Source organism: Nostoc sp. C110 (assembly GCF_043099725.1).
Classification (GTDB): Bacteria; Cyanobacteriota; Cyanobacteriia; order Cyanobacteriales; family Nostocaceae; genus Nostoc; species Nostoc muscorum_A.
The window spans coordinates 5807537-5821727 of sequence record NZ_CP171148.1 but is presented as its reverse complement, the minus strand read 5'-3'; the positions used below and the strand labels follow the sequence as shown (position 1 = coordinate 5821727).

Below are 14191 nucleotides of genomic sequence, written 5' to 3'. Positions count from 1 at the left end.
GGGCATGGGGCATTGGGCAAAGGGCATTGGGCAAACGAGCAGAGTCGGATTAAACTACTGAATTCAGAATTCTGAATTCTGAATTCTGCCTTCTGCCTCCTGCCTCCTGACTTCTTTTAAACGTATTTCTTAAAGGCCAGTGTGACATTATGACCGCCAAACCCAAAAGAATTGGATATTGCCACCTCGACTTTTTGAGCGCGGCTGTAGTTAGGCACGTAATCTAGGTCACATTCTGGATCGGGATTTTCCAGATTAATTGTCGGTGGAATTTGGTCATTAGCGATCGCTAGTACTGTTGCCACAGCTTCAATACCTCCAGAACCGCCTAATAAATGACCTGTCATCGATTTGGTTGAACTAATTGCCACCTTATAGGCGTGTTCTCCCAAGGCTTTTTTGATGGCTGAGGTTTCAGTTGAATCATTCGCCGGGGTACTAGTGCCGTGGGCATTAATGTAGCTAATTTGTTCGGGGGTTATATTAGCATCTTTGAGCGCCAGTTCTATGGCTCTCGCTGCACCTAATCCGCCAGGGACGGGGGAAGTGATATGGTATGCGTCACAGGTCATACCATAGCCGATCATTTCGGCATAAATGTGAGCGCCGCGACTTAGGGCGTGTTGCAGTTCTTCTAGAATTAAAATTCCTGAACCTTCACCTAATATAAATCCGTTGCGATCGCGGTCAAAGGGGCGGCAAGCATGAGCCGGATCGTCATTGCGAAAAGAAAGGGCTTTGCAGGCAGCAAACCCAGCCATTGATAATGGTGTCACAGCTGCCTCTGTTCCGCCGCAAATCATTGCTTTGGCATATCCCCCTTGAATTAAGCGGAACGCATCGCCTACAGCATTAGATCCAGCAGCGCAGGCAGTTACAGGGCAGGAATTAGGCCCTTTAGCACCCGTGTGAATTGCCGTCAATCCTGCTGCCATATTAGCGATCATCATCGGTATCATGAATGGACTACAGCGATCGGGCCCACGGTTGAGGTAGATCGTTTGCTGGTCTTCTAATACCTTAATGCCGCCAACGCCAGAACCGATCATGACACCTACCTGTTCTGCATTCAGTTCATTAATAACTAACTGCGCGTTAGCTATAGCTTGTTTTGCTGCTGAAACCCCAAATTGGGCAAATCGATCCATGCGCTTGGCATCTTTGCGCTCCAAGTAATCATGTGGATCGAAGTTTTTTACCTCACCAGCAATGCGGCAATCATGGCTAGACGCATCAAAAAATGTGATGTAGTCAATGCCATTGCGTCCACTTAATAATCCATCCCAATATTCTGTTGCTGTGTTACCTATCGGTGTAATCGCGCCAACACCAGTTACAACAACGCGTTTACGTGTATGATCTGTCATGATTCAGTTAAAGGTGGCGAAAAAGCAGCAGGCATTAAACAGTGCTGAGTTATGTTAGCGGATAGCTAAGGTTTAGCCCGTCCTGAGTTCTGAGTTTTGGAAGCACCCAAAGATGGAGAAAACTCCGAACTTTTGCCTCCGAAAACTCTAACTCCTAAACTTTTAACTGTTCAGCACTCAGTTAAAAGTTAAAGCAGTGGTTTTTGCCATAAACGCCCAGAGGGAGCGAGACAAAGCCATCTGAACTTCTCCCAATAGGAGACTGCAAGGGCGAACAGAGACTCAAAACTTTTTTTAAGCTGATGCAGCAACTTTGTTATTGATGTAATCTACTGCGTCTTGAACCGATACAATCTGCTCGGCAGCTTCGTCGGGAATTTCGATATCAAATTCTTCTTCCAAAGCCATCACGAGTTCAACAGTATCCAGGGAATCAGCTCCTAAATCTTCCATAAACTTAGCTTGTGGAGTGATTTTGGAAGCATCTTCAACACTCAGTTGTTCGATGACGATTTTCTTGACCTTTTCAAAAAGTTCCGTTTGGCTCATAAATAATAAAAGTCCTTAACCAGTTGCTAGGATCTACTCTTTAGAGAAGACATTGTTTTGAGCATATACATCTTATCGTCAAGCGCGATCGCCCGTATACTACCAAGAGTTTTTCTGTTAGAAAACCTCTCCTGTTCCTCAAAAGAATAGGGTAAATTTTCTGGGAACAGTTGTTTCTGGGAGCGGGCTACACCATCGCCAATACCGTGTAAATGCTTTGATTGTCAATTATTGCTAAATTTTTTTACAATGTCTCATCGGTATTTACAGCCATGCTAGCAATCAGAATATTTAGACGCTGCGGCTTTGAACCTAGATGGTTAAAGAATCGCTGAAGGTCAAACATCATAATTTTGGTGCTAACAAGGAAGTAATAAAACAGTTATTGTTTAGAGCGATCGCTCTAACCCAAATATACCTCTATGCTATCTCAGACACTCAAACTCAAGTACGCTTATTTCCCTGGTTGTGTTGCTCAAGGGGCCTGTCGGGAACTTTACCAGTCAACTCAAGCCCTTACCAAAGCACTAGGTATTGAATTGGTTGAACTTAAAAAAGCTGCTTGCTGTGGTTCGGGCACATTCAAAGAAGATTCTCAACTGTTAGAAGATACAGTCAACGCGAGAAATATCGCCCTAGCAGAAGAATTAAATTTGCCCTTACTTACCCATTGCAGTACTTGTCAAGGTGTTATTGGTCATGTAAACGAACACCTGAAAGAATGTAAGACTTCTGACCCTACATACATTGAACAGGTTAATGGCTTGCTGCATAAAGAAGGCTGTTCGCCTTATCGCGGCAGTACTGACGTTAAACATCTTCTCTACGCTTTGGTGACAGATTACGGTTTAGAGGAAATTACCAAACGTGTCACCCGGAAGTTAACTGGATTAAAATGCGCGGCTTTTTATGGCTGTTATCTCCTCCGCGCCCAAAAATCCATGCCTTATGACGACCCGTTCCAACCAGAAGCGATGGAAAATATGTTTCGGGCGGTGGGTGCAACACCAATTTATTACCGAGGCCGGACACAATGTTGTGGTTGGCCTCTTGCTAGTTATGCCACTACCCAATCTTTCAAGATGGCGGGGATGCATATTCAGGACGCTTTGACATCTGGTGCTGACTGTATAGTTACACCTTGTCCACTGTGCCACTTAAATTTAGACTCGCGTCAGCCAGAGGTGGAAAAGGTAATTGAGCAAAAGTTAGGTTTACCAGTATTGCATTTACCCCAGTTGATTGCTTTAGCACTTGGGGTTAGTCCAAAAGAACTGGGTTTAGAACGGCACGTTGTTTCCACCAAGCCAGTGTTGGAGAAATTAGGATTTTAGTTTGTGGATTATCAGGCAATACAGTTCAGATAAGACCAAAACAATTGTAGAGACGGCGATTTATCGCGTCTCAAAACCCATGATTTTGTTTTGAACCGTATTGGATTATCAGGTAGGGGCATAAGACAATACGGTTCGGTTAAAGGGAAAAGTTTTAATACATCTTTTACCCTTTACCTAGACCACAAGGAAAGTGAAAAATGCTTATCCAAACCGTATGGGGGCATAAGATTGTTTATGCTATTAACTTAAAACAAAATCAACGCTTTCAGTATCAACCTGGGTAGAGATGCAAAATCGATTTGTTTCATCAAAGATTTATGTTTGACTATTCAAGGGATGCTTTATCACCAAAGGCTCAATATATGCTTGTAGAGTATCTTTAATTTTAGAAGGCTGGCGAACTGGAGCGATCGCAGAATAATCCGGTTTTACTGTCCAGTCGTAATAGCGAAGCATTGTGGAAAGCACAATTTTCATTTCCATCTGGGCAAATTCCATACCTAAACAACTGTGCGAACCATGACCAAATCCCACTAATGCTAAGGGATGTTTCTTATCTTCTTCACGAGGTGGTGCAAAGCGATCGGGGTCAAAGCGATCGGGTTCGGTGTAAAGTTCTGGTAAACGGTGAGTCAGCATAGGCGAAATAGTCACAAACCAACCTGCTGGGATGCGATAGCCTCCATACTCAATATCCTTGAGGACACCACGATTATAGGCATACACTGGCGGATAGAGTCTTTCTGCTTCTTTTAGTACATTGGTTAACTGTGGAAATTGTTTGAGATGAGACAGGTTAAGGGGATTATTTCCCACAACTGCTAATTGTTCTTGGCGCAGCCGTTCTCGCCATTCTGGGTGATTACCTAATTCAAATATTACCCAAGTCAGTAATGAGGCTGTTGTCTCATGTCCAGCAAACAGCAATAGTAATGCTTCGTTGATTACCTGTGTTTCGCTCAACTTATTGCCGTCTTCATCAACAGCTGCTAGCAGCAATCCCAAAACATCTTTTGATTCTTCTAAGTTACCCTGCTCGATACGTTGGGCGATTTCTTGACGCAAGAAAGCCACTAACTTACTCCTAGCATTTTGACCGCGACCATATAAGGTAAAAGGGACATTCCATTTCAATATTGCCATACTGCTATCTATCAGTTGTGTAAACCACTGACTGGTTTGCTCAACTTCGCTCTTGTTCTGACTTCCCAAAAATAGGCGAGTCGCAACTATCAGGGTAAGCTGACGGAAACTAGAATTTAAGGAAATCGTTCCTTGCTCTCCCCAATCTTTAAGGAAGTCTTGCACGATATTTTGAATGGTGTCGAAGTATGTAGCGATCGCTTTTCCATGAAATGCTGGATACATCAAGCGACGAGTTAGGCGATGTTCTTCTCCATCTTGTAATAAAATATTGTTGCCAAATGTTGATTCTAAGAAATACCACCCAATCCGCGACGACATATTTTCCGCCTGTTCCACCAGCACTAGCCGATTAGCATCAGGGCCAATTAAATAAGCACGTTTACGCCCCATGACGCTCGTTTTAAAAACTGAACCATGCTGCTGGAATCTTCGCCATAGATACAGTTCTAAATCCCGAAATATTTCTAAAGTCTCCCCCAAGATGGGCAAGCCATAGCTACCAGGCATTTCCTCGGCGGATTTTAGTTGCCGCATATTTGAGTATCTCCAGCAGTAATTAGCTACAGTTTAATTGTAAAACTTAGTTAGGCTTTGCAAATCCAAATTACCAATCGCGGTAGAGTTTTTCTGCGTAGAACATAATCTCTTCATTTGGTAATCTAATTTTCGGTTTTTGCCGAGGATACAAACTTTCGACAGCACCTGTATCCTGTTCAATAACTGTCGCTGCTGCTTGTAACACTGAGTTTTTAAACAGAAATTTCATCAAAGGATTGACGACTTTGGAATACATCAAAATAAAAGTTTTGGTGATTTTGTCTGTTTCAGGGTAAAGAATATGAATTTGAGCAATATCACCAATTGGCGTTTTAGCAAAAAAAGCTGTAGTTGAAGGAAATGCATATTCTAGTGTGTTAGAAAGTGTTTTAGGGAAGATTCCCAAAATAGGATTTTTGATAATTTCTCCTAGCGTGTTGTTGGCTCTAATTAGTTCTTGTTTAACTGTGGCATAATATCCTTTTTCTTCAAAAGCACTGACATTACAATTAGTAATTTTAAATAGTTCTTTATGAGTACCATTTTGGTGATTATAGTCATAGTTAACCATCAGGTTAGTCAAAAACTCACCCTGAATACTTTTATCCCCAGTTACTCCGATAAATTCGTATTCATCGACAATTTTTTGATGCAAATCTGGAATTGGTAATCTTGGCTCAAATCCGGCATAAGTCCAGATACAATCATTGCTAATAATTAGCTCTAACGGTTTGGTGATTGGCTGAGTGTCTTTTTTATCTCCTTGCTGTAGTCTGCCTTGTCCATCAAATTCTAGTGCATGAAAAGGGCAAGTAATAGTATCTCTCTCTTGACAAACCCAGCCGTTTGATAAGGGTGCTTGCATGTGGAGGCAGATGTTATCAAGGGCAAATACTTCGCCTTTTTTGTTTTGCCAAATGACATAATCCTGTCCGTTTAAAGTTATTTTATTAGGTTTATTCACTCCCAATATAGATTTGTGCGCGATTAACCAAGGCGCACCTGGTAAAATTGGTTCCATTTTTCCTCCAAAATATTGAAAAGTTATTTATTGAAATTCGATAGATGCGTTAGCAAAAGGTAACGCAATCTTGGAAATTAAAAGTTGTGGACAAGCTGGTGTCACTTGCCCTACATTGCTATTTTGAATGTGAATTGGGAAATTAAAGTCTTATCTGCAATGGATGAACTAACACTACCAAGCATTTACTTGGCTAACTTCGGCTACTGCATGAATGAATTACACAACTAACTAAACTTTTAGTTAATTGATATTAATGTAATAAATTTCATTTTCTATGTCAACTACTAACCAATTTTTTAGTTAATATATTTTCGTTATGATGATGGAGCAACGTGGGTCGTTCAACACAGTCAAAATTTTCAGCTAAAAAGCCGCGTCAGGTGCGTGATGCAGAAGTGACGAAAAAGCAGATTCTCGATGCAGCGGAAGCAGAGTTTGCCAGAAATGGACTTAGTGGGGCGCGGACAGGAGCGATCGCTAGAGGTTCAGGTGTCACCACAGCGATGATTTACTACTACTTCCAGAGCAAGGAAGGACTATATGAAGCTGTTCTGCAACGTCCTGCGGTGGAGCTGCACGAAGGGTTTGAGCAGCTAAATTTGGATCAGTTCCCACCAGAGGAGGCGTTGAAGGTATTAGTTAAAGAAGCGATCGCTTACGAAGCTGCTCACCCGCACCGGGGAATGCTTTGGTTTCAAGAAGCCAACCAAAATCAGGGAAAGTATTTCAAACAGGCAAATTGGCAAGAAAATTTTAGCTATCTCATCAAAATTTTAGAGCGGGGAATGGCAGAAGGTTGTTTCCGTCAGATCGATCCATTTCTCACCACCCTGCATATTATTGGGGTTTGTAATTTATACTTCAACGCTTACGAAAACATCAAGCATACTAGACCCGATTTGCAACTATTGAGTCCAGAAATGATTGAGCAGCATACTCAAGCAGCAGTTAATTTTATTTTGGCTGGTGTGCTACGTAGTGAGAATTAAGGATTGAATATTGGATAGTCAATCTATTGATAAACCCAAGCGCTTAGGTTATATCTGATAAAATTAAGATATCAAATGCCAACAATTTTAAGAAAAGGCGGTTTCGAGGTTCGTATCTACCTTAACGATCATATTCCTGCTCATGTCCATGTTTTTAAAGGGGGCGGAGAGGCAAAAATCAATATAGGAGATGAAAACCTAGCTCCAGAGTGGGTTTGGGTATCCCCAGGAATGAGTGATAAAGATGCGGTGAAAGCTTTACAGTTAGTTGCTGATCACCAATTGGAACTACTAAAAAAGTGGCGGGAATATCATGGTTAAAAAGATTGCGGCTACAGAAGAATTAAAAGAAAAGCTAGCCAATGCGAGAGCAAAGTCAGATGCGATCGCCACATCTGAACCACGGGCTACTCGTGCTTTTTATGACGCTTATTTAGGAATGATTATAGTTTTCTTGTCCAACAAATCTATGTTTGGATTTCCTTCAGAGGAAGGAGAAGGACTAGCGGGTGCTTCAGTCAAGGACTTAGCAGAAGTAGAGGTAACACCTTCTGGTGAAGGATTACATTGGAAAACCCTAGATGTAGATTTGAGTATTCCTGCTTTGATGAATGGAATATTTGGAACTAAAAAATGGATGGCTGAACTTGCTAGAAAAGGTGGAAGTTCTACTTCTGCTGCAAAATCAGAAGCATCTCAACTAAATGGTACAAAGGGTGGTCATCCCCGAAAATAAATTGTACTGGCTATTGATGCAGATGAAGCTTGACTTACTAAAACTAAATCTGGCGATCGCTTACGAATGATCAAATTAACTTAGCGATCGCATTTAAACCTGGGGTGTAGAGTTAGCGAGGATTAAATAAGCCTTGAGATTATAGATAGGAGTTCTGGTTTTTAGTTCCAAAGGGGAGCGATAGAACCATAAATTTATTGTTACGTGCTATTTGGCGAAATTGAAAAATGCTGTTAGTAAATCTTAATGATTGGGAATCCTAAAAATGTAGACAGTCATAATAAAGAGATGCCTAAAAGAATTAGTGATGTATTCCAAATTGATCCCATAGTTTTAAATGATAACAATATTTTTAATGGATTTATCGAAATCGACTCTAAATTTTATATTGATCCAAGGCTTTTAGAAAAAACATCTGTTCCTGAATTAAAAAAATCATCTAATAAAATCACAAGTTACTTTGATAATGTATTAGAGCATACAGTAAATTTTATTGAAGGTCATGGGAGCTTTGAGACAATCAGTAAAAAGCTAGCTTTTTCTGAAATACCGCTTGCAGGCTTAGGCTATTCAATTAATCATGCTGGAGGTAAAGGAATTGGAAGTCACTTAGCAAATAATTTATCAGAAACTATTGTAGAGTTAGGAAGAGTAGGAATACTAGATCCAATAATTTTTGAACTGTCTGGACTCTTTGAGAAAGGTATTGGTGCAGATAGAATTAGTGATATGATAATTCATATATTGCTCCCTGAGTTAGCTCAGTTCTCTTGTCGTGTTGCTGAATCTTTAAAACTACCAAAAGCTCCTAGTCGAACGTTGATAGCTGGTGAGTATTTTAATGGATTACCTTGTTACTCAACTCAGGGTGTTCTTCTAGTACCACAAGATATACTAACTTCACTTCCACTTGCTTATTCATGGACAAATGCTGATGTTATAACAATTCACAACCAAAAACTAAGACAATATATAAATAAAGAGATTAAAAAATCATGGGCTTCTTCTCCAACATGGAAGGATGTTATTAGGAAAAAAGAAGTTGCAAGAAAACTTATTCTTGAAAACCCCGAAATAATTAAAGATTTGATAGAAAAATATAAAGCTAAATCTGCGAATTCATATAATTTCAAAACTGATCCAAAAGGTGAGTTTAGATGGCATGACTGCGCTAGAGAATATGCTAATCGATTTCCTCTAAATTTTAGAGATTTGACAAGTGAATCTAATGAAAAAATTGTAGATGTTATGTGTCAGCACTTTTCTCTTTTAGTAAAAAAAGGATTGTGTATTGAGTTTTATAAAGAATCAGGAGAACCTAATAGTGAAAAAATTGGACAACTTATTCTATTAGAATTGCTTGAAAATTATATAATGGGAAGTTGTTTCAACGTAATATATAATTTAAAAAATGGTACTATAAATTTATATAATCAAAATTTAGATAGCGAGATTAATTTTTTATTAAAATATACATCAACGCGCAGTTTCATTAAAGATTATGAGGAGATATTTGAAACAATTAAAAGTAGTTCTATCTTGACGTACACTACTATAATTCTCATTAGGCTTAATGGAGAAATGTCAATAATAGATGAAATTAATGCGTTTGACAGAAAACATAGACAAGAAAAAAATAAGTTTTTTAAAAGATTTGAGATTGATGGAAGAATTCAGGGATCTGGTGCAACAAGACGGCATTTCCTTAGCAGATACATGTAGGCGTAGCCCGTCGTAGACATCGCACCCATAATCGGCTCAGGTAAAACAAGTTACAAATTACGAGCAGTATTACTAGCCTTCAACTTCGGATAAGCAATCCGTTTGTGATGAAATTGTTGCCAAACATCCACAAATATCTGGGCAATTTGTGACATCTCTTCCCGTTTTAATCCTGAATCAACGAGTTGATTGTCTTGCCATTTAGCACGCAAGATATTATTTAGCATTGTTAAAGCTTGTTCGGTGGAGACATCTTTAAGCGATCGCTTCTCTCCCACAGATTTAGCCGATGCTTGCAGCGATCGCAACGCTGCTTCGCAAGAGTCCGCTAACATTACAATTCCGGTCTCTCGTGATTGGGGAATCGGGCCATCGTAGCGAAAATCTGCGTCGTCTACTGTTAAACTCGGATTTTCCTGAGCCATTTGCTGGGCTTGGTGATGGAAATAGGCAATTAGCATCGTTCCCTGATGCTCTGGAATAAAAGCTTGAATCGCTGTCGGTAAAAGGTGTTTACGCGCCATCACTAACCCTTCAGTTACGTGCTTTTTGATAATCTCTGCACTCTTCCAAGGGTCTTTAATCTCTGTATCGTGTTTATTCGGCCCCCCCATTTGATTTTCAATAAATCCAAGTGGGTCGTGCATTTTCCCAATATCGTGATATAATGTTCCAGCCCTAACGAGTTCAACATTGCATCCTAGTTCTTTGGCAGCAGCTTCGGCAAGGGTAGCTACAAATAACGTGTGTTGAAAAGTTCCAGGAGTCTCTGTAGCGAGTCGTTTTAATAAAGGCCGATTAGGGTTCGCCAACTCTGCTAAACGGATGGGAGTGACCAAATCGAAAACTTTTTCGAGATAAGGACTCAACCCTAAAGCTACAACACTCCAGCCTAAACCGGATAAAGCAAAAAATCCGGCTTCTCGGAGAACTATATACCAGGTTGAACCAAATGCTTGACCAATTAAGATTTTAACAACCAGATAAATACTGCCCTGAGTTAAAGCGATCGCAAGCCCTAATAATGCCAATTCTTCACGCGATCGCAATCGTTGCGCTATGTAACTACCTAATATTGCCCCACCAGCACCAGCTAAAAGCGCAACTTTGCTCATATCCAAGATCACAGCTAATATCGGCAACAACAGTCCAACAACTGTTAACCCTAAAGTCGGGCCGTAGAAGCTTCCCAACAATAAACCAAGGGCGCTCCAAGTGGTGTAAGGCAATCCCATTGTCACCAATCCTGGCACACTTAGAGTTAGCAATAAAACTAATAGGCGATCGCGTTGTCGTAATTCATAATCAACATGGCGTTCTACCCAGACAAAAATGCCAATGGCGATCGCAATCAAGCCTCCTAATTTCAACAACCCCCGCCATTTTACCTCTCGGCGAACCAGGCGATAATGCTCCAGCACCTCTAAGTTCCATGTAGTAATTTGCACTCCTCTTTTGACAATTACCTCACCATGTCGTACCTCTTCTATTACAGGTGGCACTCCAGCAGCAGCCTTTTGAGCGTTTACTCTCGTTTCTTCTTCATCTTTTTGCAGATTCGGCTTGAGTACAGCTAACAACAGGTTCTTTGCCAAAGGTTGGGCGGATTCTGGTACAAAGGACTGCAATTGTAAACTCACCGCATCCTGTAAGATATTTTTTGGCAGTCCTTGTGGGATGCCTTGGGTGAGAATCCGCTCTGCACTCTGATGGATTCCCATTTGTGTTTTTTCCCACTCCACATCTGACAAATCCAAAAGAAAGGATTCTTCATATACTGCTTCTGGGGTAACAGTCTCTAACTGTAAAAGTTTGGTAGTCGCTTCGGTGTATCTTTTGCGTGTTTGGGAAATTTGGGCAATCAGTAAAGACAAGTTTTTCTCAGAAGTTGTGAGGCGGTAAGATTCTAGTTCTGCAACGGCTTGAGTAAAATCAGTACTTTGAGAAAAATCAACTGGCTCTGTTTTCTGTGGTGTTGTGCGCGGTTGGCGTTCCTGATTGGGTGCAGCTATAGATGATGAACGGGATAAGGCAGTGGTTTGTCCTGTTCCTTTCTTCTGCTGATTTTTACTATTTTCTACGGCTAAGAGCAGTGCTTGCCATTCTGAGTCATTACAAGAGCGGAGGTAACGCTGGGTAGAGATGGGCAAAACAGCAGGATCAAAAAAAGGAAAAGCTCCAGCAACAGCGCGAATTTCGTTACCATCATCTAGAAGTTGTTGCAAATTTTCGTTGATTTGTTCGTTCATTCGCGCATCTAGCATCAACACTTGCAACGAGCTTCTACTGACGGCTTTGCGCTCGACTTCTGTTTTTTTCTGATCTTTGATTTTAGCTGTATAAGGCGCTGTAATGGTTTGGGGCGCGGGATGTCCTACTTGCAGTTGAGTTTGGTTGTATAATTTTTGCCCAATAACGCCTGTAAGGGATAATACAGCGATCGCTAAAATTCCCAAGGATCTCTGTTTATGCACCCAATCTAAACAGACTGAATAAATACTACTCTTAGTTGTCACCGATTTTGCCTTTGACTGGAGCGCTCTTTCTTGTTTTCGACGAGCGCTTTTGTCATTGCTTTTGGATAAAAATAAGATTACATTCTTCAGGAAAGTCCTTAAAAGTTGCTTTCTATCGCTTTTACTTTTAGGACTTCTCATTAACTTTCCTTTACGGCGTAGTCCTTTGTACTGTCGCCGCCAGTGAGTCAATTGCTGGGTTAAGAACTGCAAAAATTCCTGCATTTTCATTATCTCTGCCTGCAATTGCCTACTTTGATAGCTCAAAAAAAAGACAATCATCAGGGAAATTTCATCTGCTACTGTTGCAACTACGGTGACGGAGGCTAATTAAAGCTGATTTGCCACAATAGCTACTGACAGAATCTGTCTGAGGTTTGCTGAAAAGTTCTAGTATATAAGACTAGTACACTATAGCAATGGACAAAAGCCCCTTGTCTAGTTAATTGAGATGGTAGCTGGATTTAATCCAAGCTGTCCTATATGTTTTATCAAGCTAATTTTGAGAGTTTAGTACCCGCACCATTTTTCGGTGCAAATAAAATTAACGCGATCGAATAACGCGGGGAGCTGCGTAAACTGAAAGCAAAGCCTCCTCATATCCCTGTGTTAACTCTCTGGGATTTAGGTCAATATCATACACTCCTGACCACACCGCCACAAATGCATCGGTCAATTTTAACATTTGGGAAAAATTAGTTAATCCCCATGCTGGAGAATTCCTTTGCAAAAGCAAGACTTGCCAATTTACAGGAATTCCGCCTATACCGTTATATGCTCCTGATAAAGCACCAGTAATTGCACCTGTAGCCTGTGAGCTTAAAGATGTAGCATCTTGCACTTTAGAATTGCCATTGTGAGTAGCCTGCAAAACTGCAAGGCGAAAGTCTTCTAAGGTACTCAAAAAGCAGTAAAATGCCATAGCAATAGTGTTACTGAGTTTTTCTTCCCTAGCAAACTCAGCTTGCGCCCTTGACAATCCCGCCTCTTGCTCTAATAAATTCTGGACTTTTAATAATTTTTTTGGTATAGATGTCGGTGTTTCACCAAGAAAATAAATTGTTTGTGGGATGAGGGTTAGAGGGTCGAGTTTTTCAGTTAGGGCAAGAGATATCGCATAAGCTACCGCGAGTGTTCCATCTCTTACTACTGGGTCATCTTCCCAGATTTTGAGTACAAGCAGCAATTTTTGTCGCAACTTAATCGGATTTTCGTGAAAAAAAAGTGCTACTGGTAGTGTGGCAATAATTATTTTTATCGATATATCATCAGCTGCTGCTATATGAAGAGATTCTTGCTGCTGACGTGCTATCCAATCATCTAAATCTAATTTACCCAAGTTAATTAAACTCTCAGTACCCAGAATCGCCATTCTGCCTAAATCTAGGTAACTCTGAGACTGTATTTTACCATTAGATGTTAAACTTCCCCCCAGAAATGCTCCGAGGAAAGTACCTCTAAATCTACTTATAGGAGAATAACGCATAGAATTTTAGATTTTGGGTCGCACTTTTGGTGCGCTCCCAGCGTAACTTAGATTTGGGATAAAATTATTCAATCCCAAATCTAAACTCTAAAAATCGATTCATTTTTCATTCTTTACGTTTCATTTTTTCTTAAATGATTTACCAAAGCTTGTAAGCCCAACAAGTAACTTTGAACACCAAAACCACTTATTTGCCCGATCGCAACTGGGGCGATGTACGAATGATGGCGAAAATCTTCCCGGCGGTAAATATTACTCAGATGTACTTCGACTGTGGGCAAGTTAACAGCCGCGATCGCATCTCGCAATGCCACACTTGTGTGAGTATATGCCCCGGCATTAATCAAAATTCCTTGATGTTGTCCTAATGCCTCATGAATAGTATCTACTAAAATTCCTTCATGATTTGACTGCAAGGGAAAAACTTTCGCCTGTAACTTGAATCCTTCTTCTTCTAACAGGCGGTTAATTTCAGCTAATGTCAACGAACCATAAATTCCTGGTTCTCGCTGTCCTAGCAAATTCAAGTTTGGCCCATGCAGTGCCAGAATGCTTAAGGGTTGTAATGTCGAGTTCAGCACTTTGGCTCTAGTGGCGACGACGCGAGCGATCGTTTACAGGAATCGGAATCAGTTCCGGTTCCGGTTCACCCTCTGGCCCTAACAGGCTCTCAATCAGCCTGCGTGCTAATTCCTTAAGCTTTTCCAGCACCTTTTCTATATAGTCCATGAACTGAATGCTCCTGAGATACTACCTCAAATTTTGATTAACAGGTACGCAGA

The 14191-nt window shown here is 40.7% G+C and carries 13 protein-coding genes; 5 read left to right on the top strand and 8 right to left on the bottom strand.

Going from position 1 to position 14191, the window contains the following annotated elements:
- Nucleotides 1–116: 116 nt before the first annotated feature.
- Both fabF and acpP read right to left on the bottom strand, forming a co-directional pair.
- Nucleotides 117–1367: a beta-ketoacyl-ACP synthase II gene (gene fabF / locus ACFFRD_RS29855; protein ID WP_163930239.1), complete on the bottom strand. Its 1251-nt coding sequence runs from the start codon at nt 1365–1367 to the stop codon at nt 117–119.
- A 294-nt stretch (nt 1368–1661) separates the two neighbouring features.
- Complete coding sequence (acpP, locus tag ACFFRD_RS29850; RefSeq protein ID WP_012410880.1) at nt 1662–1916, bottom strand: acyl carrier protein; 255 nt, start codon at nt 1914–1916, stop codon at nt 1662–1664.
- Nucleotides 1917–2338: 422 nt separating this feature from the next.
- Here acpP and ACFFRD_RS29845 point away from each other — a divergent pair, with 422 nt between their 5' ends.
- On the top strand, nt 2339–3250 hold the full coding sequence (locus tag ACFFRD_RS29845; RefSeq protein WP_114085684.1) for a CoB--CoM heterodisulfide reductase iron-sulfur subunit B family protein: 912 nt from the start codon (nt 2339–2341) through the stop codon (nt 3248–3250).
- Nucleotides 3251–3568: 318 nt separating this feature from the next.
- On the opposite strand, the gene ACFFRD_RS29840 is transcribed toward ACFFRD_RS29845, so the two are convergent.
- Together ACFFRD_RS29840 and ACFFRD_RS29835 are read right to left on the bottom strand one after the other, a co-directional pair.
- On the bottom strand, nt 3569–4933 hold the full coding sequence (locus tag ACFFRD_RS29840; protein ID WP_392479345.1) for a cytochrome P450: 1365 nt from the start codon (nt 4931–4933) through the stop codon (nt 3569–3571).
- A gap of 70 nt (nt 4934–5003) precedes the next feature.
- Nucleotides 5004–5957 carry a Rieske 2Fe-2S domain-containing protein gene (locus ACFFRD_RS29835; RefSeq protein ID WP_392479344.1) on the bottom strand — a complete coding sequence of 318 codons (954 nt, stop codon included), beginning with the start codon at nt 5955–5957 and terminating at the stop codon, nt 5004–5006.
- Between the two features lie 335 nt (nt 5958–6292).
- On the opposite strand from ACFFRD_RS29835, the gene ACFFRD_RS29830 reads away from it, so the two are divergent.
- From ACFFRD_RS29830 to ACFFRD_RS29815, 4 genes are all read left to right on the top strand, one after another.
- Nucleotides 6293–6949, top strand: a complete 657-nt coding sequence (locus ACFFRD_RS29830) for a TetR family transcriptional regulator (RefSeq protein ID WP_392479343.1) — start codon at nt 6293–6295, stop codon at nt 6947–6949.
- A gap of 75 nt (nt 6950–7024) precedes the next feature.
- Nucleotides 7025–7270, top strand: a complete 246-nt coding sequence (locus ACFFRD_RS29825; RefSeq protein WP_322638988.1) for a DUF4160 domain-containing protein — start codon at nt 7025–7027, stop codon at nt 7268–7270.
- Nucleotides 7263–7685: a DUF2442 domain-containing protein gene (locus ACFFRD_RS29820; RefSeq protein ID WP_392479341.1), complete on the top strand. Its 423-nt coding sequence runs from the start codon at nt 7263–7265 to the stop codon at nt 7683–7685. Before ACFFRD_RS29825 ends, ACFFRD_RS29820 begins: the two co-directional genes overlap by 8 nt.
- A 246-nt stretch (nt 7686–7931) precedes the next feature.
- Nucleotides 7932–9407 (top strand): hypothetical protein, encoded by a 1476-nt coding sequence (locus tag ACFFRD_RS29815; protein WP_392479340.1) that lies wholly within the window; start codon nt 7932–7934, stop codon nt 9405–9407.
- A gap of 50 nt (nt 9408–9457) precedes the next feature.
- Here the strand turns inward: ACFFRD_RS29815 and ACFFRD_RS29810 are convergent, their stop codons facing one another.
- From ACFFRD_RS29810 to ACFFRD_RS29795, 4 genes are all read right to left on the bottom strand, one after another.
- Entirely contained in the window at nt 9458–12154 is a 2697-nt protein-coding gene (locus ACFFRD_RS29810) for an HD family phosphohydrolase (RefSeq protein ID WP_392483197.1), read from the bottom strand.
- 313 nt (nt 12155–12467) lie between these two features.
- A complete protein-coding gene (locus tag ACFFRD_RS29805; RefSeq protein ID WP_392479338.1) occupies nt 12468–13409 on the bottom strand; it encodes an ADP-ribosylglycohydrolase family protein in 942 nt (313 codons plus the stop codon).
- Nucleotides 13410–13522: 113 nt separating this feature from the next.
- Nucleotides 13523–13990, bottom strand: coding sequence for a type II 3-dehydroquinate dehydratase (aroQ, locus tag ACFFRD_RS29800; RefSeq protein WP_012410889.1), 468 nt, complete (start codon nt 13988–13990; stop codon nt 13523–13525).
- A gap of 7 nt (nt 13991–13997) precedes the next feature.
- The gene (locus ACFFRD_RS29795) at nt 13998–14138 is read right to left on the bottom strand and encodes a hypothetical protein (protein WP_190963682.1); all 141 of its coding nucleotides are present in this window, start codon (nt 14136–14138) and stop codon (nt 13998–14000) included.
- Nucleotides 14139–14191 lie beyond the last annotated feature (53 nt).

What these genes read in the sequence shown, in the direction of transcription:
- ACFFRD_RS29820 (WP_392479341.1), top strand. Translation starts at nt 7,263, where the DNA reads ATGGTTAAAAAGATTGCGGCTACAGAAGAATTAAAAGAAAAGCTAGCC.
- fabF (WP_163930239.1), bottom strand. Translation starts at nt 1,367, where the DNA reads ATGACAGATCATACACGTAAACGCGTTGTTGTAACTGGTGTTGGCGCG.
- ACFFRD_RS29815 (WP_392479340.1), top strand. Translation starts at nt 7,932, where the DNA reads ATGATTGGGAATCCTAAAAATGTAGACAGTCATAATAAAGAGATGCCT.
- ACFFRD_RS29805 (WP_392479338.1), bottom strand. Translation starts at nt 13,409, where the DNA reads ATGCGTTATTCTCCTATAAGTAGATTTAGAGGTACTTTCCTCGGAGCA.
- ACFFRD_RS29795 (WP_190963682.1), bottom strand. Translation starts at nt 14,138, where the DNA reads ATGGACTATATAGAAAAGGTGCTGGAAAAGCTTAAGGAATTAGCACGC.
- ACFFRD_RS29835 (WP_392479344.1), bottom strand. Translation starts at nt 5,957, where the DNA reads ATGGAACCAATTTTACCAGGTGCGCCTTGGTTAATCGCGCACAAATCT.
- ACFFRD_RS29810 (WP_392483197.1), bottom strand. Translation starts at nt 12,154, where the DNA reads ATGAAAATGCAGGAATTTTTGCAGTTCTTAACCCAGCAATTGACTCAC.
- ACFFRD_RS29840 (WP_392479345.1), bottom strand. Translation starts at nt 4,933, where the DNA reads ATGCGGCAACTAAAATCCGCCGAGGAAATGCCTGGTAGCTATGGCTTG.
- ACFFRD_RS29825 (WP_322638988.1), top strand. Translation starts at nt 7,025, where the DNA reads ATGCCAACAATTTTAAGAAAAGGCGGTTTCGAGGTTCGTATCTACCTT.
- ACFFRD_RS29845 (WP_114085684.1), top strand. Translation starts at nt 2,339, where the DNA reads ATGCTATCTCAGACACTCAAACTCAAGTACGCTTATTTCCCTGGTTGT.
- acpP (WP_012410880.1), bottom strand. Translation starts at nt 1,916, where the DNA reads ATGAGCCAAACGGAACTTTTTGAAAAGGTCAAGAAAATCGTCATCGAA.